Genomic DNA, 25750 nt, shown 5'->3' with positions numbered 1-25750 from the left:
CCGGAGCCCGACGGAGCCCGACCGCGACCGACGCCGGGCGCTCAGTGCGTGAAGGCGTAGGCGATGAGCGCCATCGTCACGATGAACCCCGCCAAGTAGTTGATCCAGAGGAACCGCTTCCACCCGGCGTTCGCGGCCTCGGCGCCCTGGTCCGTGATGTTCCACCACGGCAGCACGTTGAGCGCGTACGGGATCACGACGACGGCGGCGATCGGCCCCGGGAACGCCGAGAACAGCAGCGCGACGCCGGCGACCAGGTACGCGACGAACGCGAGTCGCACGGTCGCCCGCGCACCGATGACGGTCGCGACGGAGCCGATGCCGCCGGCCCGGTCGGCCAGGACGTCCTGCACCGCGCCGAACGCGTGCGAGGCGACCCCCCACAAGAAGAACGCGATGCAGACGGCGACGAGCTGGCCGGTCCAGTGCGGTCCGGCGAGCGCCAGGCCGTAGATCGCGGGCGAGACGAAGTGGGTCGACGAGGTCAGGGAGTCGAGGAAGGGCTTCTCCTTGAACCGCAGCCCCGGGGCCGAGTACGCGATGACGGCGAACACGCTGATCGCCAGGACGAGCCACGACCACGGCCCGTTCCCGCTCACCGCCCCGAGCACGACGAGCGCGACCAGGAACGGCACGTTGGTGACGACGACGGCCCAGAGCGTGGTGCGGTGGACGCTCTTGTCGAGCAGCGCCCCCTCGACGCCGCCCTTGCGCGGGTTGCGCAGGTCGGACTCGTAGTCGAAGACGTCGTTGATGCCGTACATCGCCAGGTTGTAGGGCACCAGGAAGTACACGACGCCGACCAGGAACGCGACGAGCGAGAACCCGCCGCCGCCGCCGCTGTCGTCAACGCTGACGCCGACCCCGCTGCCGAGCAGGTACGCGGCACCGAACGGGTAGGCGGTGTTCACCCAGCTGATCGGGCGCGACGAGACGAACAGTGCTCGCAGGGTCGACGGCCTGGAGGCGGTGCTGGCGTTCACGGGGTGTCCTCCGGTGGTGCGGTGGTCGGGTCGGGCGCGGGGCGCGCGGCGGCCGGGTCGCGCGGGCCCGTCCGGTCGAACAGGACCCACAGGCTCGGCAGCAGCACGATCGCCGCCATCGCGTAGGCGAGGTCCTCGACCGGGATCGCCCCGATCTTCGCCCCGCTGATGAGCGAGGGGTCGTAGGCGACGATGCGCAGGGTCACGATGACGTTGTCGAACACGATCGTCATCACGAGCAGCGCGATCCCGGCGACGAGCGACGTGACCAGTGCGACCCGGCGGCCGGGCCCCGGTGCGCGTCCCGCCGATCGGGCACGGCGCGCGGCCACGATGCCGGCGACGACCGCCACCACCGCCACGACGGCGAAGAACGGCAGGGCCAGGAGGGCGTAGGCGCCGGAGCCGGTCACGGGCGCCGCCGTCCGAGCGACCGCTGCACGACGGGTCGGACGAAGCCGACCAGGTCCATCGTCGAGTAGCAGAGCAGCAGCAGGAAGAAGAGCTCCTCGAGCGGGACCTCGGGGGCGAGGAGCACCCCGGTCAGCAGGTGCTGCGGGCCGATGAAGAAGATGCCGTACGCGACCCCGGCGACGTCCCACACCATGAAGAACGCGACACCGACGACCATCACCGCAGCCGCACGCCAGGGAGCTCGCCAGAAGAACAGCCGGAAGCGGGCGTCGAGCACGGTCATGCCGATCAGCGACACGACCAGGCCGGCGAGGTACAGCCCGGGCATCAGACGGTGCCGGCCTGGTTCCGCGGGGTGCCGAGCGGCGTCGGCAGCGGTTCGGTGCTCGTGTCGCCGTGGATCCGCTTGAGCAGGACCTCGGCGCTGATCAGGCACATCGGCAGACCGATGCCCGGGATCGTGGACGCCCCGGCGTAGTACAGGCCCTCGACCTTGGCCGACGCGTTCTTCTCGCGGAAGAACGCACTCTGCTTGAGCGTGTGCGCGGGACCGAGCATCGACCCGTTCCACGCGTTGAGGTCGTCGGCGAAGTCGCGCGGGCCGATCGTCCGACGGACCCGGATGCGGTCCCGCAGGTCGGGGACGCCCGAGCGCTCGGCGACGACGTCGATGGCGCGGTCGGCGATCTGCTCGACCTCGTAGTCGCCGGCACCGTCGATCCCGCCCTTGCCGATGGACAGGTCGGCGGGCAGGGGCACCAGGATGAAGAGGTTGCTCGAGCCGCGGGGCGCGACGGACGGGTCGGTCTCCGACGGCGCGCAGACGTAGATCGACGCGGGGTCCGGGACGTGCCGGTCCTTGCCGAAGATCGCGCCGAAGTTCGCCTTCCAGTCCTCGGTGAACACCAGGGTGTGGTGCAGCAGGCCGGGCGTCGGTCCGTCGATGCCGAGGTAGACGAGCACGGCGCTCGGCCCGGGGTCGCGGGTCTTCCAGTGCTCGGCGCCGTGGGTGCGGTGCTCGCGGTCGAGCAGCTGCATCTCGGTGTGCTGCAGGTCGGCGGCGCTCACGACCAGGTCGGCCGGCGCGGTGTGCTGCACGCCGTCGCGGTCGCGGTGCACGACCCCGGTGGCGACGCCGTCCTCGACGACGATCCGTTCGACCTTCGCACCGGCGATGATCTTCGCGCCCTCGGCACGGGCAACCCGCTCGACCGCGGCGATCACCTCGGTGATGCCGCCCTTCGGGTAGAGCACCCCGTCGGCGAGGTCGAGGTGGCTCATCAGGTGGTACATGCTCGGTGCGGCGTACGGGCTCGTGCCCAGGAAGACGGCCGGGTAGCCCAGGATCTGCCAGAGCCGCCGGTCCTTGACCGCCGAGGCGGCGCGGGACGACAGCGGCTGCAGCAGGAGCCGGGCGAGCTTCGGCAGGCGACGGAGCACGTCGGGGGCGGCGAGCTTCGTGAGGTCCTGGAACGTCGTGTACAGGAACCGGCGGATCGCCATCGCGTAGGTGTCCTCGGCCGAGGCGAGGTACTTCCGGATCCGCTTGCCGGCTCCGGGCTCGACGGACTCGAACAGCGCGATGTTCGCCTCGGCGTCGGCGCGCAGGTCGATCGGCTCGTCGTTGCCCTCGCTGTAGACGCGGTACCCGGGGTCGAGCTTCACGAGGTCGAGTTCGGCGTCGGCCGAGGTGCCGAGCAGCTGGAAGAAGTGGTCGAACACCTCGGGCATGAGGTACCACGACGGCCCGGTGTCGAACCGGAAGCCGTCGCGCTCCCACGAACCGGCACGGCCGCCGAGCTGCGACCGCTGCTCGAGCACGGTCACGGCGAAGCCGTCCCGCGCGAGCAGCGCCGCGGACGCAAGTCCGCTGATGCCGCCGCCGATCACGACGGCGCGTCGGGCGGGCACCTTGCGCCGGGTGGTGGCGGCGACGGCCGTCGGACGGGAGGCGCGGGGCGGGGTCATGACGTGCCTCCTGGCCGACGGGTGGCCACCTTCGACCGCACGGGGGCGCGTCCGGCGAGCACCTGTGCGGCCAGGCGCGCCTTCACCGGGTTCGGGACGCGCACGCGCGTCGTCACCAGGCGCGTCGCCGGTGTGCGGGCGATGCGGTCGTTGAGTTCCTGGAACAGGGCGTGCGCGAGCCCGACGGCGTTCCGGGCGTCGGCCGGCAGCAGCCGGATCGTCCGGGCCGCGTGGTCGAGGTCGGCCTGCACGTCGGCGACCAGGCGCTCCTTCGTGGCCTCGTCGAACGAGCGGATGTCGACCCCCGGGAAGTACGAGCGGCCGAGCACCTCGAAGTCGGCGTGCAGGTCGCGCAGGAAGTTCACCTTCTGGAACGCGGCGCCGAGCGCACGGGCTCCCGCGACGAGCTCAGCCTGGTCGAAGGTCGGGCGGCCGGCGCGGTACACGAACGCACGCAGGCACATCAGCCCCACGACCTCGGCCGAGCCGTACACGTACGCAGCGAACGAGGCGTCGTCGTGCTCGGTGCGCTCCAGGTCCATCCGCATCGACGCGAAGAACGGCTTGGTGAGCTCCGCGCCGAAGCCCGTGACCCGTGCACTCCGGGCGAACGCGTGCACGACCGGGTTCACCGAGAAACCGAGGGCGATCGCGCGCTCGGTGTCGGCCTCGAGCTCGTCGAGGACCGTCCGTGCCAGGTCGGGGTCGAGCCCCGCCTCGGTCGCGGGCCCGTCGACGACCTCGTCGGCGACGCGCACCAGCGCGTAGACGTTGCGGATGTGCTCGCGGGTGTCCTTGGCGAGCAACCGGCTCGCCAGGCCGAACGACGTCGAGTAGCGGTCGATGACGACGCTCGACGCTGCCTCGGCCGTGGCGTCGTACAGGGGGAGCCGACCGGACGGCGCACTGCCGGTCCGGGTGGTGTCGGTCGTCACCGGGCGCGCTCCACGAGTTCGGTCACGAGGCCCTCCAGGCGGTCGGCGAGGTCGTACGGCAGTCCGGAGAGCTCGGCACAGGCGAGTGCGACGTGGTCGGCGATCCGGGACTCGGCTGCGGCACGGGCGCCGCAGGTGACCAGGGTCGCACGGAGTTCGGCCGCGCGTTCCTCGGTCAGGTCCGGGTCACCCAGGTAGGGAGCGATGTCCGGCCAGCAGTCCGTCGTGGCCGCGTAGGCGATGAGCATGGTCCGCTTGCCCTCGCGCAGGTCCCCCAGCACGCTCTTGCCGGTGGTCGTCTCGTCGCCGAACACCCCGAGCAGGTCGTCGACGATCTGGTACGCGATGCCGATCTCGCGGCCGAAGGCGCCGAGCGCGGTGACGACGGTCTCGGGCGCGCCGGCGAGCACGGCACCGGACTGCAGCGGCGCCTCGAACGAGTACACGCTCGTCTTCGCCCGTTCCATCGCCAGGACCTCGTCCACCGTCGGCATCACGCCCAGGGCCAGGTCGACGTCGGTCATCTCACCGGCGGCGCTGGCGAACACGGCTTCGTCGAGCAGTTCGAGCAGACGCCCACGACGCTCGCCCGTCACACCGGAGGACTCGATGAACCGAGGGGCGCCGGAGAGTGCGAGGTCGCCTGCGATCACGGCGGCGCTCATCCCGCGGTGCTCGGCGGTCGGCAGCGGCAGCCCACCGGTGGTGCCGGCGTCGCGGTAGGAGCCCGCGACGTTCGGCTGGCCGCGGCGCGCCCAGTCACGGTCGATGACGTCGTCGTGCACCACCAGCGCGGTGTGCAGGAGTTCGTAGGCCGCGGCGACGTGCGCGGCAGCGTGCACGTCGTCCCCGCCGAGGCCGAGGTACGCGGTCAGGACCATGCGCGGTCGGAAGCGCTTGCCGCCCAGGCTCGCCTTGCGGAGCACCCGCCAGAGTTCCTCGGACGGACGGCCGTAGCGCGCGGCACGAGCCGAGGACACGACGAAGAAGCGCTCGAGACAGTCGTCGACGAGCGCGAGGTCGATGTGCGCCACGGTGGCCGCTTCCTCGCTCATTGGCCTAACCTATCGGTGCAGATGAGCGCTTTCCCGGAAACCGTGGTCCTGCTGGCCGACGACCGTACCCCGATCGGCACAGCGGACAAGTTCACGGTGCACACAGACCACACGCCCCTCCACCTGGCCTTCTCGTGCCACGTCCGCAACACCGACGGGGACGTCCTGGTGACCCGTCGCGCCCTGTCGAAGAAGACGTGGCCCGGTGTCTGGACCAACACGTTCTGCGGGCACCCCGGCCCCGACGAGTCGTTCGAGGACGCCATCGCCCGCCGGGCATCGCGCGAACTCGGCATCACCGTGCGCGACGTCGAGCTCGTGCTGCCGGACTTCCGGTACCGCGCGGTCGACGCCTCGGGCATCGTCGAGAACGAGGTCTGCCCGGTGTTCCGCGCCGTCACCGACGACCTGCCCGCCCCCGCGGACGACGAGGTCGCCGAGTACGCCTGGGTCTCCGAGGACTCGCTGCGGGCCGCCGTCGCCGGTGCGCCGTTCGGCTGGAGCCCCTGGCTGGGCTGGCAGCTGACCGAGCTCGAGGCCGCGGGCCTGCACATCACCCGCTGACCCCGGGCGGCCGCCTGGGCCGAGACTCGGGCTCAGCGACACTCCTCGTGCCCGCGAGCACGAGAACCGTCGTCCAGGCCGAGCCTCGGTCGAGCGCGGCCGAGCGCTTGGCTCCCTCGTGCGTCCGGAGTAGGGTCGGACGTCGGCCACGGTTGTGGCCACGAGGCTGCGCACCGCGGCCGCACGACCAGGAGAAGGGCAGGTGAGGCGCGATGTCGGGTGACCATCCTCGCGCGGGCCGGCAGCCCCTCCCCCTCGCCGCCGCGCCCGTGTCCTAGATCTCCTCCGCCCGCTGCGGCCCGCCCGCGGCATCGCGCCTGCCTGCTCCCGACCACGAGGAGCACGCGCATGGCAATGATCGACAACGCGATCTACGTCGAAGGACGTCGCATCGATTCTCCGTCGACCCTGTCGCTCGGCGCACGCCACGAGGTCGCACGGTGCGACCTGGCGTGGATCGGACTCCTCCGCCCGGACCCGAAGGAACTCGACGCCGTCGCGACCGAGTTCGACCTGCACGAGAACGCGGTGGAGGACGCCCGCAAGGGGCACCAGCGCGCGAAGCTCGAGCGGTACGGCGACACGCTCTTCCTGGTGCTCCGTCCGGCCTGGTTCGACCGCGCCGCGGGCACGGTCGAGTTCGGCGAGGTGCACCTGTTCGTCGGCGACCGGTTCGTGGTGAGCGTCCGGCACGCCGAGCGCCCCGACCTCGCGGCACTCCGCGCCCAGGTCGAGGCCGACCCCGAGTTCCTGGCGCTGGGCTCCGAGGCCGTGACCGCCGCGGTGCTCGACGAGGTCGTGGACGGCTACGCCCCGGTGGTCGAGGTGCTGCAGGACGGCATCGACGCCATCGAGGACCAACTCTTCGCCGGGCAGGTCGACCCCGGTGTCTCGAAGCGCATCTACCAGCTGCTCAGCGAGGTGCTGTCCTTCCAGCGCGCCACGAAGCCGGTGCCCGCGATGGTGAAGGGTCTGCTGCGCGGGGCCGACAAGTACGGCGTCGACGACGAGGTGCAGCACCGACTGCGCAACGTGCTCGACCACGCCCTGCGCGTGACGGAGCGGGTGGACTCGTTCCGGTCCCTGCTCGAGAACGCCCTGACACTGCACGCGACCCTGGTGTCGCAGGAGCAGAACGAGGCGATGCGGCGGATGACCAGCGCGAGCCTGGCGCAGGGCGAGGAGAGCCGGCAGCTCGCCCGCGCCGCGCACCGACAGGGCGAGGAGGTCAAGAAGATCTCGTCGTGGGCGGCGATCCTGTTCGCCCCCGGTCTGATCGCCGGTGTCTACGGGATGAACTTCGACCACATGCCCGAGCTGCACTGGCGGTACGGCTACCCGGTCGCGATCCTCGGCATGCTCGCCCTGATGGGTGTGTTGTGGGCGATCTTCCGCAAGCGCAACTGGCTCTGACGCACCGCGAGAGCGCAGCGAGGCTGCGGCCCGGCACGCCGCCGGGCCGCAGCCTCGAGGACGTTCAGGTGGCGTCGATCCGCCGGACGTGCATAATGATCTGGCCCGGAATGTGAACGTGCACATCGACGTGCCACGGCCCCGGGCGGAAACGAGCAGCAATGGCGTCATCGCGGGCACAGCAACCGCGTTCGCCCAGCATCCGTGACGTCGCACGGATCGCGGGCGTCTCCCACCAGACCGTGTCGCGGGTGCTGAACAACTCCGACGCCATCCGCGACGCCACACGCGACAAGGTGCTGGCGGCGATGGAGCAGCTGCAGTACCGGCCGAACCGTGCGGCGCGGGCCCTCGTCACGAGCAGGACCCACACGATCGGCGTCCTGACCGCCCGGCGCGCCCACTACGGCCCGGCGGTCGCACTGCAGGCGATCGAGGACGCGGCGATGCTGCGCGGGTACTCGGTGACGACGGCGAACATCGCCGAGGCGACCGACACCGCCGTGCGCGAGGGGCTCGGGCACCTGCTCGACCTGGACGTCGAGGGCATCGTCGTCATCGCACCCCAGCAGCGGGTGTTCGACCTGATCGAGGAACTCGGCATCCGCACGCCGTACGTGACGATGCGGGCCAGCGTCGGCGAGGACCCGACGGCCCTGTGGGTCGACCAGATGGAGGGCGCGAGACTCGCGACCGAGCACCTGCTCGACCTGGGCCACGAGTACATCCGGCACATCGCCGGCCCGCAGGACTGGATCGAGGCGGACGCCCGCATGCAGGGCTTCCTGCGCGCCATGTCGGACCGCGACATGTCCGTCGTCCCGCCGATCCTGGGCGACTGGACGGCGGACTTCGGTTACCACGCCGGCCGCGAACTCCTGCGGTGGCGGGACTGCACTGCGGTGTTCTGCTCGAACGACCAGATGGCCCTGGGCGTCATGCACGCAGCGCGCTCCTACGGGCTGGACGTGCCGGGCGACCTGTCGGTGGTCGGCTACGACGACATCCCCGAGGCGAAGCACTTCTGGCCACCGCTCACCACGGTGCAGGTCGACTTCGCCGAGCTCGGCCGCCGCTGCGTCGACCTGCTCCTGCCCGGCGACGACGAGCTCCTGCGGCCGATCGACATCGTCCCGCAGCTCGTCGTGCGCGCGTCCACGGGGGCCCCGCGCGGTCGGTGACGCGCCCACCGTCGATCCGCAGGACGCGGGGCGGGCCGGCACCGTGCCTCCCGTCCGGGGGACGTTCGTGCGGGATCACGCAGGCCGTTACGAAAACGCGACCAATCCGAATTGACAGCCGCACCGGGGCTGTGCGTAAATTACCTCCGTCCAGCCGATGTGACCGTTCACATGAGCGTCACACCAGCGGGGCACCGGACGCGACAACGAAGTCCACGCAGGCCACCTGCGCCCTTTCGCTGCCGCAGCAGAACCACCCGAACAACTGCCGCATCGCAGCGGCAGAAGGAGATGCACTGTGGCGTCAACCCCGATCGACACCGGCCTCGAGACCCGGTCGATCACCGCACCCGAGACCATCCTCGAGATGCGCTCGATCACCAAGGAGTTCCCTGGTGTCAAGGCGCTGTCCGAGGTCTCCCTCAACGTCCGTGCCGGCGAGATCCACGCGATCTGCGGCGAGAACGGCGCCGGCAAGTCGACCCTGATGAAGGTCCTGTCGGGCGTCTACCCCTACGGCACCTACGACGGCGAGATCGTCTACGAGGGCGAAGAGGTCCGCTTCAAGGACATCAAGCAGTCCGAGCAGGCCGGCATCGTGATCATCCACCAGGAGCTCGCGCTGATCCCGGAGCTCTCGATCACCGAGAACCTGTTCCTCGGCAACGAGCCCGGCAAGTTCGGCGTGATCGACTGGACGAGCGCCCAGCTCCGTGCACAGGACCTGCTCGCCCGCGTCGGCCTGGCCGACGACCCGGACACCCAGATCAAGAACATCGGTGTCGGCAAGCAGCAGCTGGTCGAGATCGCGAAGGCCCTGCACAAGGACGTCAAGCTCCTCATCCTCGACGAGCCGACCGCGGCCCTGAACGAGAACGACTCGCAGCACCTGCTCGACCTGATCGTCGGGCTGAAGGCCAAGGGCATCTCGAGCATCATCATCAGCCACAAGCTCAACGAGATCGAGCAGATCGCCGACGAGATCACGATCATCCGTGACGGCAAGACCATCGAGACGCTGAACGTCAAGGGCGACGGCGTCAACGAGGACCGCATCATCCGCGGCATGGTCGGCCGGTCGCTCGAGAGCCGGTTCCCGGACCGCACCCCGAAGATCGGCGAGACCTTCTTCGAGGTCCGCGACTGGACCGTGCAGCACCCGCTCGACGCCAGCCGCCTGGTCTGCAAGGGCTCGAACTTCCACGTCAAGCGTGGCGAGATCGTCGGCTTCGCGGGTCTGATGGGCGCCGGCCGCACCGAGCTCGCGATGAGCCTGTTCGGTCGCTCCTACGGCACCTGGCTCGGTGGCGAGATCATCAAGGACGGCCACGAGATCAAGGTCACGAACGTCCAGCAGGCGATCCAGAACGGCATGGGCTACGTCTCCGAGGACCGCAAGGCCCTCGGCCTCAACCTGCTCGACACCGTCAAGCGGTCCACCGTCTCCGCGGACCTGCAGAAGATCTCGAAGGCCGGCGTCGTCGACTCCATCGAGGAGTACGACGTCGCCGAGAAGTACCGGAAGATGCTCCGCACCAAGGTGCCGAGCGTCGAGGAGAACGTCGGGAAGCTCTCCGGCGGGAACCAGCAGAAGGTCGTCCTGTCCAAGTGGATGTTCACCGACCCGGACATCCTGATCCTCGACGAACCGACCCGCGGCATCGACGTGGGCGCGAAGTTCGAGATCTACGGCATCATCCAGCAGCTCGCAGCACAGGGGAAGGGCATCATCCTGATCTCCTCCGAGCTCCCCGAACTCCTCGGACTCTCCGATCGCATCTACACGATCTTCGAGGGCCAGATCACGGCCGACGTCCCCGCGGACCAGGCCGATCCAGAAACGCTCATGCGCAGCATGACCTCCGCGCGGAAGGGCGCTCCCGTCTCATGAACAACCTGAAACTGCTCTTCGGCAAGGGCAACTCGATCGGCCAGTACGGCATGATCATCGCCCTCGTCGCGATCGTCATCTTCTTCTGGTTCACCACGGACGGGCTCATCCTCGAGCCCACCAACGTGATCAACCTGTTCCTGCAGTACTCCTACATCCTCATCCTCGCGCTGGGGATGGTCATGGTGATCATCGCGGGCCACATCGACTTGTCCGTCGGATCGGTGGCGGCGTTCGTCGGCATCATCGTCGCCCAGTCGATGTCGGTCTGGCACTTCCCGGTCTGGCTGGCGATCGTGCTCGGCCTGGTCGTCGGTGCGCTCGTCGGTGCCTGGCAGGGCTTCTGGGTGGCGTTCGTGAAGGTCCCGGCCTTCATCGTGACCCTGGCCGGCCAGCTCATCTTCCGCGGTGCGAACCAGATCATCGGTGCGTCCACCTCGGTCCCGACGCCGGACGGCTACAACACCATCGGCTCCGGCTTCCTCGGTGACTTCGGCCCCGACTTCGGATTCTCGAACGGCACGCTGCTGATCGGCGCCGTGACCATCGCCGTCCTGATCATCGTCGAGGTCCGCGGTCGTGCCCGTCGCCGCAAGATGCAGGCCGAGGTCCCGCCGCTGTGGGTCTCCGTCGTCCGCACCGGCATCCTGGTCGCCGTCACCCTCGTCGCCACGTACCTGTTCGGCGCCGGCCCGGTCGGCACGTCGATCCCGATCGTCGCGATCATCCTCGGTGTCCTGACCATCGTCTACGGCTTCATCACGAAGAACACGATCTTCGGTCGCCAGGTCTACGCGGTCGGTGGCAACTCCAGCGCCGCCGTCCTGTCCGGCGTCAGCGCCCGCAAGGTCAACTTCTTCGTCATGGCGAACATGTCGGTCCTCGCCGCGATCGCCGGCATGGTGTTCGTCGGTTACTCGAACGCCTCGGGCCCCGCGGACGGCACCGGCTGGGAGCTCGACGCGATCGCCGCCGTGTTCGTCGGTGGTGCAGCGGTCGCCGGTGGCATCGGCACCATCTCCGGCTCCATCATCGGTGGCCTCGTGATGGCGCTGCTGTCGAACGGTCTGCAGCTGATGGGCATCGAGTCCAACAAGGTCCAGATCATCCGTGGTCTCGTGCTCCTCATCGCCGTCGCCTTCGACGTCTACTCGAAGTCGCAGGGCCGCCCGTCGCTCATCGGCGGCATGATGCGGCAGTTCCAGCGCAAGGACGCAGCCGAGGTCCCCGCGGCCCAGCAGCAGCCGCGCTCGATCGAGGACCAGCCCGACAAGATCACCCTCCCCTAGTCCAACCCTTCCCCTCACAGCACCACCACCTCAACGAAGAGAAAGCACTCTCATGCGCAAGAAGCTCATCGCCGGCATCGGTCTGGCACTCGTCGCGGGCCTGGCCCTCAGCGGCTGCTCGGCTCGTGGCACCTCCGACTCGGGCGACGGCTCCGGCTCGTCCATCAAGAAGGGCGACCTCATCGGCGTCGCCCTGCCGGCCAAGACCTCGCAGAACTGGGTGCTCGCGGGCGCCGCGTTCAAGAAGTCGATCGAGGACGCCGGCTTCAAGGCCGACATCCAGTACGCCAACGCCGGCAACCCGGTCCCCGACCAGCAGTCGCAGATCTCGGGCATGGTCACCAAGGGTGCGAAGGCGATCATCATCGGTGCTGCCGACGGTTCGCAGCTCGGCTCGCAGGTCAAGGCCGCCAAAGCCCAGGGCACGACCGTCATCGCCTGGGACCGCAACATCCTGAACACGAAGAACGTCGACTACTACGTCGCGTTCAACAACTTCAAGGTCGGCCAGCTGCAGGCCCAGGCACTGCTCAAGGGCCTCGAGGAGAAGAAGGGCGACGGACCGTACAACGTCGAGCTCTTCGCCGGTTCGCCGGACGACGCCAACGCCACCGTGTTCTTCAACGGTGCGATGGACGTCCTGCAGCCGAAGATCGACGACGGCACGCTCAAGGTCGTCTCGGGTCAGACCACGTTCGCCAAGGTGAACACGCAGGGCTGGCTCGCGCAGAAGGCCCAGTCGCGCATGACCGACCTGCTGGCCCAGTACTACACGGGTGACACCAAGCTCGACGGCGTCCTGTCGCCGAACGACACCCTCGCCCGTGCGATCCTCACCGCGACCAAGGCCGCCGGCAAGGACAACCCCGTCGTGACCGGGCAGGACTCGGAGACCGCTTCGATCCCGCTCATCATGAAGGGCACGCAGTACTCGACGATCTACAAGAACACCACGGAAGAGGCCCAGGCGGCCATCGACCTGGTGTCCGACCTCGCCGACGGCAAGACCCCGAAGACGACCAAGGACAAGAACAACGACAACGGTTCGAAGGTCGTCCCGGCCGTCGAGCTGACGCCGATCCTGGTCACGAAGGACAACGCGGTCGAGGCCTACAAGGGCAACGACACCCTCGAGGAGCTCGCCAAGAAGGGCTGATCTCCCCCGCTCACACGGACGGCCCCGTCTCGCCTCGGCGAGACGGGGCCGTCCTGCGTCGTCGTGGGGCCGGCCACGGTCGGATGGGAGGCCCGGGGCACGTCGTGATCCGTGCCTCCCGTCCGCCGTGCACGCACGTCCGGTGCCCGCGCGACCCGCCGGGTCAGGGCCGGGTCGCGCGCAACCGCCGCGCTGCGTCGGCCAGGTGCGGCACGTCCGTGTGGGCCGTGCCGAACACCACCGCGCGAGTGGTGTCGAAGTAGCGCCGGGTCAGCCGGTCGCCGAGGTCGGACACCCGCGACCACGGGATGTCCGGCTCGCTCGCGGTGACGGTGCTCGGCAGGACACGGACCGCCTCGCCGATCTCGACCAGCCGCATCCGGACGGCGTCGTGCACCAGGTCCTCGGGCAGCCGCTCGTCGCCGACGTACCGGCCGATGGCCTCGCACGCGCCGATGACGTCGTCGAGTCGGTCGCCGACCAGCCGGGGCGTCACCGGTTCCTGGCTCACAGCGGCACCGCGCGTCGGACGACCTCGGGACTCATGCCGGCGGCGTCCACGACGTCGACGCGCACGCCGAGCAGTCGCTCGGCGCCGTCCTGGATGCGCATGAGCGCGAAGATGCCGAGCCCGGCGTCGACGTCGATCATCAGGTCGACGTCGCTGCCCGGGCCGTCGTCCCCACGGGCGACGCTGCCGAACAACCGTGGGTTGCGGCCGCCGAACCGCTCCACGACGGCGACGAGGTCGTGCCGTGCTGCGGCGACGCGTTCGCGCAGGGGCGGTGGGTCCTCGACCGGGAGCAGGTCGATCGACGTGGTGAAGCCCGCGGCCCGGAGCATGCGCTGGAGGGCGGCGAGCGAGGGTTCGCGGCGACCGTTCTCGTACGTGCTGATGACGCTCTGCGTGACGCCGGCCCGACGGGCGAGCTGCACCTGCGTCAGTTCGGCGCGGTCACGGGCGTCACGGATGAGCGCGGCCGCCGACACCGTGGGCGCCGGACGTGGAGGGACTGCGGACATGCTGCAACGATACACAGAATGCGACATTTCGTCCGCCGGGAGACATGGCGGTGTCGACTCGGAACGACGTCATCGATGTCGCACGACGTCGTTGACGTCGTTCCGGGTCGGGTGAACCGCGGTCAGGGGCGTGCTGAGACGTCCGCGCGGTGGAAGTTCTGCGCCGAGCGGGACGGGGTCGGCCCGCGCTGGCCCTGGTAGCGCGACTGGTACTCGGCCGAGCCGTACGGCTTCTCGGCAGGGCTGGACAGCTGGAAGAAGCACAGCTGCCCGATCTTCATGCCGGGCCAGAGCTTGATCGGCAGCGTCGCGACGTTCGACAGCTCGAGCGTCACGTGGCCGGAGAACCCGGGGTCGATGAACCCCGCGGTCGAGTGGGTCAGCAGGCCGAGGCGTCCGAGCGAGCTCTTGCCCTCCAGCCGCGCGGCGATGTTGTCCGGCAACGTGACGACCTCGTACGTCGAGCCGAGCACGAACTCGCCGGGGTGCAGCACGAACGCCTCGTCCGGGTCGGTCTCGACCAGCCGGGTCAGGTCGGGCTGGTCGACCGCCGGGTCGATGTGCGGGTACTTGTGGTTGTCGAACAGCCGGAAGAACTTGTCGAGCCGGACGTCGATGCTCGACGGCTGGACGAGCGAGGCGTCGTGGGGGTCGAGACCGATCCGGCCCTCGGCGAGCTGGGCGGTGATGTCGCGATCGGAGAGCAGCACGCCGTGCAGCCTAGCGGCAGCGGACCCCCGCCGATATGCTGCGAGGCTGTCCGGGGCCGGGCGGCTTCGCACCGCTGGGAGGAACCGACATGACCGCGTACACCGTCCACGAACTCGTGGTCCCCGCCACGATGGACGACGACCCGGGGACCGTGCAGGCGTTCCGCGAGTGGGTCGACGTGCAGAACCGTGCCGAGGTGTCGATCACCGGACTGCCGGAACTGCTCTGGACGCCCGAGGAACAACTGCCGTACCTGATCGACCCCGACGCGCCCAGCCGACTGTTCCTGGTCCGTGACGACGACGGGACCGCGGTGGGGGCCGGCTCGTACGAGTCGAAGGCGGTCGCGGACGCCCCGAACTGCTGGATGGCGGTCAGCGTGGCGCCCGAGCACCGGCGCCGTGGCATCGGCACGCTCCTGGCCGAGCACGTCGAAGCGGTCGCGAGGCAGCAGGGCCGCACGCAGTGGAAGACGTACGCCGTGTCACGGCAGGTCGGCCCGGCAGCAGGCCCCGGGTACCTCCGTGCACCGACCGGGTTCGGCGTCGTGCCCGAGGACGAACCCGGAGCCCGGTTCCTGACGAGCCGGGGGTGGCGGTTCGGGCAGGTGAACCGGATCAGCCGTCTGGAGCTCCCGGCCGACCCCGATGCGCTCTCCGGCGTCCGCGCGGCGGCGACGCGGGCGGCGGCCGACCGGTACCGCGTGCACACATGGGCCGGACCGACTCCGTCCCGGTGGCAGACGGACGTCGCACTCCTCCTGACCCGGATGAGCACCGATGCCCCGGCCGGCGACATGGCCGAGCCCGAGGACGCCTGGACGGTCGATCGGCTCCGGACGCACGAGCAGCACCTCGACGACGGCCCGCGCACCATGCGCACCGTCGCCGTGGAGGACGTGTCGTCCGGCGGACTCGTCGGCTTCACCCAGCTCGCCGTCCCCGGGCCCGTGGTCCAGCCGGTGATGCAGGGCGACACCCTGGTGCTGCGTGAGCACCGCGGCCACCGGCTCGGGTGGCTGCTCAAGGTGGTCGGGATCGAGACGATCGAGCGCGACCACCCGGGGCACCCCTCGATCATCACGTTCAACGCCGAGGAGAACCGCCCGATGCTCGACGTGAACGAGGCCGTCGGGTTCGTGGGCGTCGGCAGCGAGGGGATCTGGGAACACCGCCCGGCGTAGGGTTCCCCCATGACGCGCTCACGGGGGATGGACGATCTGGTCAGCGACGGGGTCTTCCTGGCCTGGGAAGCGCAGCTGCAGCTCGCCGACCTGTACGACGACCACGAACGCTGGAACGTCGACCTCGCCGCCGGCACCCTGCAGTTCGTCGGGCCGCACCCGGGCGAGTTCCGGATCCAGCTGCTGGGATCGGCCGCACCGGGGCCGCGCAGCTGGCTCTGGGGCTGGGCGAACCCGTCGCAGTACCCCGCGTCGGTGCTCGCGGCCGCGAACGCCACCCGCGCGCTGGGCGAACGGCTCGGCATCCCGGAACTCGTGCAGGGCGAGGTCCCGTTCGGCGAGCACCGGCAGGCCGACGCCGCCGACGCCGGGTACGAGTTCGCGTGGGACATGTCGATCGCGGCACGGCTGGCGACCGGTTCGTGGTTCGGCTTCGGCGGGCACGTCGGTGGAGGTTCCCGACTCTGGGTGCTGTTCGAGGGCCTGCTGTTCGCGCCACCGACGGTCCCCCGGATGGTCCGGGTCTTCGGTGAGGGCCTGCAGACGACCGAGGTGCACGACCACCGCCGCGCTGTGGGGAGCTGGGCGTCGCTCCGCGGTGTCCCCTGGGACGGGCGCACGCTGACGTTGGCGGACGGGACCATCACGGTCGACTTCGACGAGCTGGGCCGGATCCGCGACCTGCAGGGGTCGTCGGCGCGAGCCTGAGGCGGGCCGCAGCGCGCGCTGCGGACTGACACCGCGCCTCCAGACCGACCCGCCTACCATGGAGGGTCCGCGGTCTCGCGGACGCACGCGTCCCTGGAACAAGGTTGATGACCGTCACGTCCCCCGCAACCCAGCCCGGAGGCCCGGCGCCGGAATCCGCGCCCGTCACCGCGCGCACGTCCACCGTCGCGACCGTGCTGGTCGTCGCCATCCCGCTCGCGGTCGCGTGCTCGATCCTCGGCCTGACGATCACCGGGGCGTTCACCGCGAACCAGCAGCTGGTGTCCGCCGGCGACGTGGTCGAGTACGGCCTGCCGATCGCCCGCGTGGTGCACGACACCATGGCGGCGCTGACCGTCGGCCTGCTCATCGTCGCCGCGTTCGCGCTGCCGGCACAGAAGAAGGACCACCGGGCACTGTCGAGCGTGCAGCACCGCGCCACGCGCTGGGCGGCGGCGACCGGATCGATCTGGTTCCTCGCCGCGGCCGTCACCGTCGTGCTGACCGGCGCCAACACCCTCGGCGTCCCGCTCACCAGTCCGGTGTTCGCCCGCAACTTCATGCTGTTCGCGTTCCAGGTCGAGATCGGTCAGGCGCTCGTGGTCTCCGCGGCGGCGATCCTCATCGCGACCGTGCTCGCCGCGTTCGCCACCCGGGTCACGACGCTCGCCGTCGCCACCGTGTTCGGCCTCTTCGCCCTGCTCCCCCTGGCACTGTCCGGCCACGCCGCCGGCTCGCTCGAGCACGCCAACGCCGTGAACTCCCTCGCGATCCACCTGATCGGGGTGTGCGTCTGGGCCGGCGGGCTCGTCGCCGTCGTGCTGCTGCGCACCCGCACGAAGGGCGCTACCGGTCGGGTGGTCTCCCGCTACTCCACGCTGGCCGGGTGGTCGTTCGGCGCCGTCGCGTTCTCCGGCATCGTCAACGCCTCGCTGCGGCTGACCGGTCCGCTCGACCTCGTCACCACCCCGTACGGCGCACTCATCACGGTCAAGGCCGTCATCCTGGTGCTGCTCGGGATCGCCGGCGTCGTGCAGCGCCGCAAGCTGGTGCCCGGGCTGCTCCGCGCGCCGCTCGACCGCCGTCGGTTCACCCGGTTCGCGCTCGCCGAGATCGTGTTCATGGCCGTCGCGATCGGCGTCTCGGTGGCCGTGTCCCGCTCGCAGCCGCCGATCCCGCAGACACCCGAGACCGGTGAGGACACCCGCTCCGGCCTGATCGGGTTCCCGTTCCCGCCGGCCCAGACGATGCACACGTACCTGACGCAGTGGCACATCGACTGGGTGTGGCTCGGGCTCGCCGTCGTCGGTGCCGTCTGGTACCTGCTCGCCGTGCGGAAGCTCCGGAAGCGCGGCGACAAGTGGCCCGTCGGGCGCACCATCGCCTGGGTCATCGGCTGCGCCCTGTTCATCTGGACCACGTCGGCCGGACCGGCCGTGTACGGCATGATCCACTTCTCGTCGCACATGGTCCAGCACATGCTGCTCATGATGTTCGTGCCGCTGCCGCTCGTGCTCGGCGGGCCGGTGCTGCTCGCCATGCGCACCCTGCCGGTCCGCAACGACGGTTCCCGCGGGGCCCGCGAGTGGCTCATGCTCTTCGTGCACTCGCGGTACATGCAGTTCATGGGGAAGCCCGCCGTCGCGGGTGTGATCTTCGCCGGGTCGCTCGTGGTGTTCTACTTCACGCCGGCGTACCAGGCGGCGATGCAGTCGCACGAGTGGCACGTCGCGATGGTCGTCCACTTCGTGCTGAGCGGCTACCTGTTCTTCTGGGTGTTCGTCGGCGTCGACCCGGGGCCGAAGCGTCCGCCGTACCCGATCCTGATCATCGCGCTGCTCGCGACGCTGGCCTTCCACGCGTTCTTCGGCGTCGCCGTGATGACCTCGCAGTCGGTGTTCGCGATCGACTGGTTCCACGCACTCGGCCAGACGAACGACGCCGCGCTGCTCGACGACCAGCACACCGGCGGCGGCATCGCCTGGGGCGCCTCCGAGCTGCCGATGGTCTTCGTCGCGCTGCTCGTGGTGCGGAACTGGATCCGCACGGACAAGCGCGACGCGAAGCGGCTCGACCGCAAGGCCGAACGCGACGGTGACGCCGACCTGAAGGCGTACAACGAACGCCTGGCGGCGATCAACGCGACCGACACCGCGCGCCGCGACTGACGCGCGCGTCCGGCGTCCGCGTCGGCTCCGTCAGTCGCCGTGGACGATGCAGACCGCGTCGAGGTCGAGCGCGGCCTCGAGCGCCGCCGAGATCCCGGACTCGCCGTCGGCCCCGGCGGGGGTGACGGTGTCGACCCACCACAGCGGCGTCGCGATCGTGGGAGCGTCCGGCAGGATCCGCTCGACCTCGTCGAACGAGTCCACCCGCCGCACCCCGAGCACGGTGATCACCGGGTGCGTGGCGTCGCGGCAGACCTGCAGCATCGGGCCGTCGTCGAGGGCTCGGACACCCCAGGACTCGTCGTGCAGGAGCAGCGCCTCGGCGACCTCCCGCGGCTCGACCGGCTGGCGGCAGAGGATGGTGACGTCACGCGGCACCGTGACCGCCTGCCACCCGGGCGTCCCGCACGTGTCCGTCGAGCGTGCCCTCGTCGTGGGCCGGGTCGAGGGGCGCTCCGCCGACGAGCTGCAGGAAGCGGTCCTCGTCGATGCGGTCGAGGAAGGACTCGAGGGCTTCCCAGCCGTCCTCGAAGCGGACGATCATGCCGCCGTCGACGATGTCGCTGTCAGCGGCACCGGTGTCGCCCGCCCCGGACCGGTCGCCTGCCCCGGACCGGGTGCCTGCCCCGGACCGGGTGCCTGCCCCGGACCGGGTGCCGAACGTCGCCGTCGTGGTGCGCGGTGGCGGCCAGACCCCGTCGCGGTCCAGGAACTCGGAGGCTTCGGGTCCGACGACGACGGCGAGCGGCGACGGCTCGCCGTGCGACACCGCGCGGATCAGGTGGTCGGCGTCCCCCCGGCGCTGCATCACCACACCGAAGACGGGCACGACCTGGTCGGCGACCTGCTGCACGGCGTCGAACAGGCGGTTCGCGAGCTCCGGGTCGGTGTTCTCCTCGGGCACGGTCAAGACGGCGGACATCGTCTCGACGACGACGCCACCGACCAGGTGGGCGGTCATCGTGGCAGAGAAGCCCTCGCCGACGGCGTACGAGGTCGAGACCCCGGGTGCCTCGTGCTTGGCGTACTGCGTGACGACCCATCGGTCCCACGGCACGGTGAGCGGCTCGGCGGTGCCCCAGCGGGTGGGGCAGGTGCCGACGGTGTGGCACAGGGCCTCGATCGCGGACCCCATGTCCACGGCACGCTCGGCGTGGTGGCGGAGCGTCAGGTCGATGCTGATCTGGCGGACGGAGTCGGCTGCGACGGGGTGCTCGGGCGACGGTGTACCGACGAGTTCGGGGCCGCGGTGCACGAAGTCCTCGATGCCCGAGGCTGCCGCACCGGTCCGGCCGTCGCGCAGTGTCCCGTCGAAGTCGGCGACTGCCCACGCGGCACCGTAGGCACCGAGCGCGTGCCGCAGGGCGGGGGTGATCGCGGATTCGCGCCCGGTCCGCAGCACGACCATGCGGCCGGCGTCCGCCGACCGGCGGAGCAGTGAGGCGAGCGCGTCCGTCAGCCACACGACCGGCGAGGCGGACTCGACCACGATGGCGGGACCGACCACGTCGTCGATGAGGGGATGCCTGACCATCCGGTCCTCCTCGGGTTCTTCGGCGCTGGAACTCCCTGGACGGTACACACGAGGACGACACCTGTCCGTCAGGCTGGCGTGCTCACAGCGGAGACTCGGGAGGCCCGACACACGCCCGACAGGAGGCGTACGGTGCGCGGTCGGCTGGCTTCCAGGCGAGAATCCGCTAGGCTTGCCGAGTCCCGTTCTGCGGGGCGCGCGAGTGTAGTTCAATGGTAGAACTCCAGCTTCCCAAGCTGGTAGCGCGGGTTCGATTCCCGTCACTCGCTCCAACTAGCATCGTGCTGTGGAGTCCAAGCCGGCATCTGTCCTCAAGGCGATCAGGGCCGAGATCATCGCCGGCACGCTCGCACGTGGCTCCCGGCTGAAGGAAGACGCCCTCGCCGAACGCTTCGGCGTCTCGCGGGTCCCCGTGCGCGAAGCACTCCGGCAGCTCGAGACCGAGGGGTTCGTCGAGTCCGAGAAGTTCAAGGGCGTCCGGGTCGCCGACTCCTCGACCGAGGTGGTCATCGAGCTCATGCAGATCCGCCGAGGACTCGAGGTCCTCGCCGCCGAGCTCGCCGCCCGTCGCCAGGGTGGCGACTGCGCCGACCTGCTCCGTGCCGTCGGTCGCGAACACCGGTCCGACCAAGAGGTCGAGGCCGCGCATTCACCGCGGTTCGCGTTCCACGGGCTGGTGGCACGAGCCTCGGGGAACAGCCGGCTCGAGACGATGATCGACCACCTGATCCACCAGACGGCGTGGGCGTTCGAGCGCGTGACGCAGGACGAGGTGGCGTCGAGCAGCGATGACCACACCGCCGTCGCCGGCGCGATCCTGCGCGGCGCCTCGGTACAGGCAGGGCTGCTGATGGACGAGCACCTGCGCCGCGACGAAGCGATCTACCGGGCCCTGAACCCGTAAGAACGTATACAAAACGGCCCGCGAGCTTGGCGACGCTCTGCCTGGATGCTTGAATATGCAGGTGATTCAGGCAGCCGTAACGAACCGTCTCGTGTTCGAAACCAGCCCGAAACAGCTTTTCGTATACAAAAGAGTGACCGCACGGTGCACCCACCTCACTCTTCCCCCGCTGGAGTTACGAATGACTGCTGTAACCCGCTCCACCGCACCAACCCGAACCGCCTCCGCCACCCCGTCCTCCGGCGGCGTCGGATCCGCCCTCGACTCGATCGGCTTCACCCGGGCCCAGTTCTGGGTCCTCATGCTCATCCTCGCCGGGGAGTTCTTCGACACGCTCGAACAGAACTCCATCGGCGCGATGGCCACCAACATCAAGGCCTCGCTCGCCATCGGCGACGTCCAGCTCTCCACGATCAACACCGCCACCGTCCTGGGTGGCCTGGTCGGCCGGTTCCTGGCCGGCTGGCTCGCCGACAAGTACGGTCGGCGGTTCTCGCTCGGACTCAACCTGCTCGTCTACACGCTCGGCGGCCTCCTCAGCGCCGTCTCCTTCAACTTCGACATGCTGCTCGTCAGCCGGTTCATCGTCGGGATCGGCGTCGGCGGCGAGTTCATGATCGGCATCGCGATGCTGTCCGAGATGGTGGCCACCAAGTACCGCGGCGGCCTCATCGCGACCATCAACGTCGGCGCCGGCGGCATCGGCAACTTCATCTCCTACGGCCTCTTCCTGCTGCTGCTCGGCCCGCTGGCCGCCCCGCTCGGTGGTGACGACCACGTCTGGCGCTGGACGTTCGTGATCCTCGCGATCCCCGCCCTGTTCGTCGTCCTGTACCGCCGCAAGCTGCCCGAGACGCCTCGCTGGCTGCTGTCGAAGGGGCGGGTTGACGAAGCGAACCGTTCGCTCGCGGTCCTCGCCTCGAACACGCTCACCCCGCCCGCCGACGCCGCTCCCCCGGTGCGCCTGACGCCGGCCGACCTGCCCCCGGTCGCTCTGCACTCATCGCCCGCAGCGGTGTTCCACAAGCTGGTGCTCCGTCGGACGATCGCCATCGGCGTCGCCTCGTGGATGGCCTTCGGTGTGCAGGTCACGCTGAACTTCCTGATGCCGACCCTGCTCGTCGAGCGTGGCTACACGGTGTCGCAGAGCCTGATCTACACGATGATCATGAACATCGGATCGCTCCTCGGGTGCACGGCAGCGGCGCTCCTCGCCAACCGCGTCGGACGACGGCCCCTCATCGCCGTCGCGGGCATCCTCGGCTGCCTCACCGCCCTGGCGTTCGCGGCCTTCGGCAACGACACCGCCGCGATCCTGGTGCTCGGCGCCCTGTTCCAGTTCTTCACGATGTTGACGAACACCACCCTCGCGGCGTGGACCGCCGAGGTCTACCCGACCGCGATCCGCGCCTCCGGTGCCTCGATCGTCAACGGCATCGGCAACATCGCCGGAGCGGTCATGCCGTTCGCCGCGATCGCGCTGTACGGCTCGTGGGCCTTCGCCGGCGTCTTCGGACTCGCCGCCGTCATGTACGCGGTCCTCGTGGTCGCGTCACGCTTCGCCCCGGAGACCCGCGGCCGGTCGCTCGAGGACGTCAACGAGAACGCCCTCTCGACCACCACCGCCTGACCCACCTGACCACCCGCACCAACCGCACCACCCCGGTGGGCCGGACACCCCGGCCCACCACCCCACGATCGGAGAACACCATGGACACCCTCAACATCTCGGCGACCGCGAACGGCCTCAACTACCTGCCCGAGTACGTCGCCGACGTCGGCGGTCTGTTCGCCGAGCGCGGCCTGTCCGTCACCGCGAAGGCCTGCGACCCGTGGACCGGCGTCCTCGACGACATCGACTCGCACGAGGCCGACCTCGCCCTCGGCGGTCTCTGGGTCCCCGCGATGTACGCCGGGACCCCGCGCAAGCTGTCGGTCGTGGGCCAGCTCAACCACGGGTTCCCGATGACCATCGTCGCCCGCGACGAGACGACCCCGATCACGCTGGACTGGCTCGCCGGCAAGGTCGTCCTGGCGCCCGGCGCCGGCGGGAGCGCCCCGTACGAGTTCACGGCCGGACTCGTCCGCGAGGCCGGGTTCGACGTCGCGGCGACCCGCTTCGTCCGCGACCTGTCGACCGCGATGCTCATCGAGCTGTACCAGGGCGGGCTCGGTGACGCGATCATCCTCGACCTCGTCTCCGCCCAGGAACTGGTCGCCGCCGGTGGGGGCACGATCGTCTTCCGGCACCTCGACGCCGGTGGCGTGATGCCGAACAGCGTCTACTACACGCGCACGGACCGCATCGACGAACTCGGCGACCGGGTCGACCGGTTCATGGACGGCATCGCCGCCGCGATGGCCAAGATCACCGCGGGCGACGCCGACACCGAGATCGCGGCCGTGCTCGCCGCCCGGTGGCCGGAGAAGGACGCCGCCCTGCTGCGACGGGCCGCCGACGAGATGGCTGCCGGGGGCGTCTGGGACTCCGCGGTCGTCGACCGCGATGCCTCCGACCGCTGGATGCGCATCCTGTTCGACGGTGGCCTCACGACCCACACCCCGTCGCTCGAGGAGCTGCTCGGCGCCTCGACCGCCGTCACCGCGTCGTGACCGTCGTCCTCGGCGCCGCCGACGTCGCCGGTCTCATCGACGCCGTCGACGTCGTCGGGGCCGTGGAGGCCGTCCACGCCGACCTCGGGACCGGCGCGATGCAGCAGCCGGCCCCGGTCGCCCTGACCGGCGCCGACGACGCTCTCTTCCTGCCGATGGCCGTGCGCTCCGACCGGCTCGGGCTCGTCGCCGTCAAGCTGATGGCCGACATCCCCGACAACGGTGCGCGAGGGCTGCCGTCGCAGCGCTCCACGATCCTGGTGTCCTCCTCGGTCACCGGCGAGTGCGTCGCCGTGCTCGACGGCATGACGATCACCCGGGCGCGGACCGCGGCGACCACCGTGGTCGCGACGAAGCACCTCGCCCGCTCGGGCAGCCGGACCCTCGGGATCCTCGGCGCGGGCAACCTCGCCGTCGAGCACGTCCGTGCCTTCGAAGCGACGCGACCGTTCGAGCGGATCGTCCTGTGGTCACGGTCGTCGGGGACGGTCACCCGGTTCCTCGAGGCCGTCGGACCGGACGTGGCCCGGCGGTGCGTGGTCGCGCCGGAGGTCCGTCGCGTGGTCGAGGAGGCCGATGTGCTCTGCACCCTGACGCCCTCGGTCGACCCGATCGTCCGCGGCGCCTGGTTGCACGCCGGCCAGCACGTGAACGCGGTCGGGGCCCGTCCCCGCCCGACGCACCGGGAGCTCGACGGCGCGGCGATGGCACGCGGCACGCTCTTCGTCGACAGCCGGGCCACCGCCTGGACGAAGTCGGGTGACCTGCTCGAGGCCGTGGTCGAGGGGGCGGTCCCGCAGGACCTCCACCCGGCGGAACTCGGCGAGGTCGTCGCCGGACGCGCACCAGGCCGGAACGGGGACGACGAGATCACCGTGTTCGACTCGGTCGGGCTCGGCGCGCAGGACCTCGCCGTCGCTGCCCGGCTGATCGACCTCGCCCGCGAGCGGGGCGTCGGGACGCAGGTCTCCGTCGCCCGGGTCGGGGTGCCGGTTCCCGGCGTGTGACCAGGGTCGAGCGGCAGGGTGCTCCCATGCACCGTGCTCTCCCCCTGGTCGTCGGCAGCACCGTCGCCGTGCTCGTCCTCGCCGGGTGCTCCGGTGGCGGCTCCGGTGCACCGACCGCGTCGGCCACGTCGTCCGCACGGTCCACGAGCACACCGACGAGCACCCCTGCGACGACGCCGCCGCCGAGGACGGACGCCGCGACCACCGCCCCGGTCCGCCGAGCAATCGCGGGCCTCGAACGCGAGTACGACGCGACGGTCGGCGTCGTCGCGACCGACACCGTCACGGGTGAGACGGTCGCGTACAACGGTGACCGACGCTTCGGCTACGCCTCGACCATCAAGGCGTTCGCCGCGGCACAGTTCCTGCGCTCGGTGCCCGCGGACGCCCGGAACGAGGTCGTGCACTGGACGGCCGCGGACGTCGCCGCTGCCGGGTACTCCCCCGTGACGGAACAGCACGTGGCCGACGGGCTGTCGTACGAGCAGCTGGCCGAGGCAGCCGTCCGGATGAGCGACAACACGGCCCTGAACCTCGTACTCACGCGCATCGGCGGTCCGAGCGGCCTGGACGCCGCGTTGACCGAGCTCGGCGACACCACCACCGAGGTGGTCCACGGCGAGCCGGACCTCAACACCATCGAGCCGGGCAGCACCGAGGACACCACGACCCCGGCGGCGTTCACCGCAGCCCTGGCGACCGTGCTCGACGGCAGCACCCTGGACCGCGCCGACACCGCGCTGCTGGTCGACTGGATGGGCGGCAACGCGACCGGCGACGCACTCATCCGGGCCGGCGCACCCGACGGCTGGGTCGTGGTCGACAAGTCCGGGGGCGCCGGGCCGATCCGGAACGACGTGGCGCGGGTGACCCCGCCCGGCGGCGACCCGATCGTGCTCTCGGTCCTGACCACGCGGAACGACCCCGACGCCGCCTACGACGACGCCCTGGTGGCCCGGTCGGCATCGGCGGTGCTCGACGCGTTCGACCGCTGACCGACCGCTGATCGACCGGGGCGGCGATCGCCGTTCTGCACCGCGTCACACGGCG

General features: G+C 70.4%; 25 protein-coding genes and 1 tRNA gene. 15 read left to right on the top strand and 11 right to left on the bottom strand.

Going from position 1 to position 25750, the window contains the following annotated elements; translation table 11 throughout:
* Window positions 1-41 precede the first annotated feature (41 nt).
* From EDF33_RS05135 to EDF33_RS05115, 6 genes are read right to left on the bottom strand one after another with little or no spacing between them, the layout of a single operon-like run.
* The gene (locus EDF33_RS05135) at window positions 42-983 is read right to left on the bottom strand and encodes a prenyltransferase (RefSeq protein ID WP_132099444.1); all 942 of its coding nucleotides are present in this window, start codon (window positions 981-983) and stop codon (window positions 42-44) included.
* Entirely contained in the window at window positions 980-1396 is a 417-nt protein-coding gene (locus EDF33_RS05130; RefSeq protein ID WP_165918718.1) for a lycopene cyclase domain-containing protein, read from the bottom strand. Before EDF33_RS05130 ends, EDF33_RS05135 begins: the two co-directional genes overlap by 4 nt.
* The gene (locus EDF33_RS05125; RefSeq protein WP_111085416.1) at window positions 1393-1725 is read right to left on the bottom strand and encodes a lycopene cyclase domain-containing protein; all 333 of its coding nucleotides are present in this window, start codon (window positions 1723-1725) and stop codon (window positions 1393-1395) included. The genes EDF33_RS05130 and EDF33_RS05125 overlap by 4 nt, the downstream gene beginning before the upstream one ends.
* Complete coding sequence (gene crtI, locus EDF33_RS20075) at window positions 1725-3365, bottom strand: phytoene desaturase family protein (protein WP_243692360.1); 1641 nt, start codon at window positions 3363-3365, stop codon at window positions 1725-1727. Before crtI ends, EDF33_RS05125 begins: the two co-directional genes overlap by 1 nt.
* Window positions 3362-4300, bottom strand: coding sequence for a squalene/phytoene synthase family protein (locus EDF33_RS20070; RefSeq protein WP_243692359.1), 939 nt, complete (start codon window positions 4298-4300; stop codon window positions 3362-3364). Before EDF33_RS20070 ends, crtI begins: the two co-directional genes overlap by 4 nt.
* Complete coding sequence (locus EDF33_RS05115; protein ID WP_132099442.1) at window positions 4297-5355, bottom strand: polyprenyl synthetase family protein; 1059 nt, start codon at window positions 5353-5355, stop codon at window positions 4297-4299. The genes EDF33_RS20070 and EDF33_RS05115 overlap by 4 nt, the downstream gene beginning before the upstream one ends.
* Window positions 5356-5376: 21 nt before the next feature.
* On the opposite strand from EDF33_RS05115, the gene idi reads away from it, so the two are divergent.
* From idi to EDF33_RS05085, 6 genes are all read left to right on the top strand, one after another.
* Complete coding sequence (gene idi / locus EDF33_RS05110; RefSeq protein ID WP_111085474.1) at window positions 5377-5919, top strand: isopentenyl-diphosphate Delta-isomerase; 543 nt, start codon at window positions 5377-5379, stop codon at window positions 5917-5919.
* Between the two features lie 348 nt (window positions 5920-6267).
* Entirely contained in the window at window positions 6268-7332 is a 1065-nt protein-coding gene (locus EDF33_RS05105; protein ID WP_132099441.1) for a magnesium and cobalt transport protein CorA, read from the top strand.
* Window positions 7333-7493: 161 nt separating this feature from the next.
* A complete protein-coding gene (locus EDF33_RS05100; RefSeq protein WP_123293492.1) occupies window positions 7494-8513 on the top strand; it encodes a LacI family DNA-binding transcriptional regulator in 1020 nt (339 codons plus the stop codon).
* 367 nt (window positions 8514-8880) lie between these two features.
* Window positions 8881-10404, top strand: coding sequence for a multiple monosaccharide ABC transporter ATP-binding protein (gene mmsA, locus EDF33_RS05095; RefSeq protein ID WP_132099750.1), 1524 nt, complete (start codon window positions 8881-8883; stop codon window positions 10402-10404).
* On the top strand, window positions 10401-11693 hold the full coding sequence (gene mmsB / locus EDF33_RS05090; protein ID WP_123293491.1) for a multiple monosaccharide ABC transporter permease: 1293 nt from the start codon (window positions 10401-10403) through the stop codon (window positions 11691-11693). Before mmsA ends, mmsB begins: the two co-directional genes overlap by 4 nt.
* Window positions 11694-11745: 52 nt before the next feature.
* Entirely contained in the window at window positions 11746-12849 is a 1104-nt protein-coding gene (locus tag EDF33_RS05085; protein WP_123937388.1) for a sugar-binding protein, read from the top strand.
* Window positions 12850-13012: 163 nt separating this feature from the next.
* Here EDF33_RS05085 and EDF33_RS05080 read toward each other — a convergent pair whose 3' ends face one another.
* The 3 genes from EDF33_RS05080 to dcd all read right to left on the bottom strand — a co-directional run bounded on the left by EDF33_RS05080 (window position 13013) and on the right by dcd (window position 14582).
* Window positions 13013-13360 (bottom strand): HepT-like ribonuclease domain-containing protein, encoded by a 348-nt coding sequence (locus tag EDF33_RS05080; protein WP_123293489.1) that lies wholly within the window; start codon window positions 13358-13360, stop codon window positions 13013-13015.
* Window positions 13357-13872, bottom strand: coding sequence for a helix-turn-helix domain-containing protein (locus EDF33_RS05075; RefSeq protein WP_165918716.1), 516 nt, complete (start codon window positions 13870-13872; stop codon window positions 13357-13359). Before EDF33_RS05075 ends, EDF33_RS05080 begins: the two co-directional genes overlap by 4 nt.
* Window positions 13873-13994: 122 nt before the next feature.
* A complete protein-coding gene (gene dcd / locus EDF33_RS05070; protein WP_132099439.1) occupies window positions 13995-14582 on the bottom strand; it encodes a dCTP deaminase in 588 nt (195 codons plus the stop codon).
* Window positions 14583-14671: 89 nt separating this feature from the next.
* On the opposite strand from dcd, the gene EDF33_RS05065 reads away from it, so the two are divergent.
* The 3 genes from EDF33_RS05065 to EDF33_RS05055 all read left to right on the top strand — a co-directional run bounded on the left by EDF33_RS05065 (window position 14672) and on the right by EDF33_RS05055 (window position 18642).
* Window positions 14672-15766, top strand: a complete 1095-nt coding sequence (locus EDF33_RS05065; RefSeq protein ID WP_165901149.1) for a GNAT family N-acetyltransferase — start codon at window positions 14672-14674, stop codon at window positions 15764-15766.
* A gap of 9 nt (window positions 15767-15775) precedes the next feature.
* Window positions 15776-16474 (top strand): DUF6882 domain-containing protein, encoded by a 699-nt coding sequence (locus tag EDF33_RS05060; protein WP_132099438.1) that lies wholly within the window; start codon window positions 15776-15778, stop codon window positions 16472-16474.
* Between the two features lie 107 nt (window positions 16475-16581).
* On the top strand, window positions 16582-18642 hold the full coding sequence (locus EDF33_RS05055) for a cytochrome c oxidase assembly protein (protein WP_131922143.1): 2061 nt from the start codon (window positions 16582-16584) through the stop codon (window positions 18640-18642).
* A gap of 30 nt (window positions 18643-18672) precedes the next feature.
* Here the strand turns inward: EDF33_RS05055 and EDF33_RS05050 are convergent, their stop codons facing one another.
* Window positions 18673-19020, bottom strand: a complete 348-nt coding sequence (locus tag EDF33_RS05050; RefSeq protein ID WP_123293483.1) for a hypothetical protein — start codon at window positions 19018-19020, stop codon at window positions 18673-18675.
* Window positions 19010-20176, bottom strand: a complete 1167-nt coding sequence (locus EDF33_RS05045) for a DUF6177 family protein (protein ID WP_132099437.1) — start codon at window positions 20174-20176, stop codon at window positions 19010-19012. Before EDF33_RS05045 ends, EDF33_RS05050 begins: the two co-directional genes overlap by 11 nt.
* Before the next feature lie 198 nt (window positions 20177-20374).
* Between EDF33_RS05045 and EDF33_RS05040 the strand changes: the two genes are divergently transcribed.
* The 6 genes from EDF33_RS05040 (at window position 20375) to bla (ending at window position 25695) form a co-directional block, all read left to right on the top strand.
* A tRNA-Gly gene (locus EDF33_RS05040) sits at window positions 20375-20448 on the top strand.
* A gap of 14 nt (window positions 20449-20462) precedes the next feature.
* Complete coding sequence (locus tag EDF33_RS05035; protein ID WP_131881309.1) at window positions 20463-21080, top strand: GntR family transcriptional regulator; 618 nt, start codon at window positions 20463-20465, stop codon at window positions 21078-21080.
* 181 nt (window positions 21081-21261) lie between these two features.
* Complete coding sequence (locus EDF33_RS05030) at window positions 21262-22710, top strand: MFS transporter (RefSeq protein ID WP_243692358.1); 1449 nt, start codon at window positions 21262-21264, stop codon at window positions 22708-22710.
* An 80-nt stretch (window positions 22711-22790) separates the two neighbouring features.
* Window positions 22791-23693: an ABC transporter substrate-binding protein gene (locus EDF33_RS05025; RefSeq protein WP_132099436.1), complete on the top strand. Its 903-nt coding sequence runs from the start codon at window positions 22791-22793 to the stop codon at window positions 23691-23693.
* The gene (locus tag EDF33_RS05020) at window positions 23690-24700 is read left to right on the top strand and encodes an ornithine cyclodeaminase family protein (RefSeq protein ID WP_131881313.1); all 1011 of its coding nucleotides are present in this window, start codon (window positions 23690-23692) and stop codon (window positions 24698-24700) included. Before EDF33_RS05025 ends, EDF33_RS05020 begins: the two co-directional genes overlap by 4 nt.
* A gap of 26 nt (window positions 24701-24726) precedes the next feature.
* On the top strand, window positions 24727-25695 hold the full coding sequence (gene bla, locus EDF33_RS05015) for a class A beta-lactamase (protein WP_132099435.1): 969 nt from the start codon (window positions 24727-24729) through the stop codon (window positions 25693-25695).
* Window positions 25696-25750: the final 55 nt, after the last annotated feature.

It is taken from the genome of Curtobacterium sp. PhB146, assembly GCF_004342995.1.
GTDB lineage: Bacteria > Actinomycetota > Actinomycetes > Actinomycetales > Microbacteriaceae > Curtobacterium.
This window is presented reverse-complemented; position numbering and strand designations above follow the sequence as displayed.

Excerpts from the sequence above, each read along its gene's own strand:
- crtI (WP_243692360.1), bottom strand. The coding sequence starts at position 3,365 with ATGACCCCGCCCCGCGCCTCCCGTCCGACGGCCGTCGCCGCCACCACC.
- mmsB (WP_123293491.1), top strand. The coding sequence starts at position 10,401 with ATGAACAACCTGAAACTGCTCTTCGGCAAGGGCAACTCGATCGGCCAG.
- EDF33_RS05105 (WP_132099441.1), top strand. The coding sequence starts at position 6,268 with ATGGCAATGATCGACAACGCGATCTACGTCGAAGGACGTCGCATCGAT.
- EDF33_RS05100 (WP_123293492.1), top strand. The coding sequence starts at position 7,494 with ATGGCGTCATCGCGGGCACAGCAACCGCGTTCGCCCAGCATCCGTGAC.
- EDF33_RS05075 (WP_165918716.1), bottom strand. The coding sequence starts at position 13,872 with ATGTCCGCAGTCCCTCCACGTCCGGCGCCCACGGTGTCGGCGGCCGCG.
- EDF33_RS05045 (WP_132099437.1), bottom strand. The coding sequence starts at position 20,176 with ATGGTCAGGCATCCCCTCATCGACGACGTGGTCGGTCCCGCCATCGTG.
- idi (WP_111085474.1), top strand. The coding sequence starts at position 5,377 with ATGAGCGCTTTCCCGGAAACCGTGGTCCTGCTGGCCGACGACCGTACC.
- EDF33_RS05025 (WP_132099436.1), top strand. The coding sequence starts at position 22,791 with ATGGACACCCTCAACATCTCGGCGACCGCGAACGGCCTCAACTACCTG.
- EDF33_RS05065 (WP_165901149.1), top strand. The coding sequence starts at position 14,672 with ATGACCGCGTACACCGTCCACGAACTCGTGGTCCCCGCCACGATGGAC.
- EDF33_RS05030 (WP_243692358.1), top strand. The coding sequence starts at position 21,262 with ATGACTGCTGTAACCCGCTCCACCGCACCAACCCGAACCGCCTCCGCC.
- EDF33_RS05115 (WP_132099442.1), bottom strand. The coding sequence starts at position 5,355 with ATGAGCGAGGAAGCGGCCACCGTGGCGCACATCGACCTCGCGCTCGTC.
- mmsA (WP_132099750.1), top strand. The coding sequence starts at position 8,881 with ATGCGCTCGATCACCAAGGAGTTCCCTGGTGTCAAGGCGCTGTCCGAG.
- EDF33_RS05055 (WP_131922143.1), top strand. The coding sequence starts at position 16,582 with ATGACCGTCACGTCCCCCGCAACCCAGCCCGGAGGCCCGGCGCCGGAA.
- EDF33_RS05085 (WP_123937388.1), top strand. The coding sequence starts at position 11,746 with ATGCGCAAGAAGCTCATCGCCGGCATCGGTCTGGCACTCGTCGCGGGC.
- EDF33_RS05125 (WP_111085416.1), bottom strand. The coding sequence starts at position 1,725 with ATGCCCGGGCTGTACCTCGCCGGCCTGGTCGTGTCGCTGATCGGCATG.
- bla (WP_132099435.1), top strand. The coding sequence starts at position 24,727 with ATGCACCGTGCTCTCCCCCTGGTCGTCGGCAGCACCGTCGCCGTGCTC.
- EDF33_RS05060 (WP_132099438.1), top strand. The coding sequence starts at position 15,776 with ATGACGCGCTCACGGGGGATGGACGATCTGGTCAGCGACGGGGTCTTC.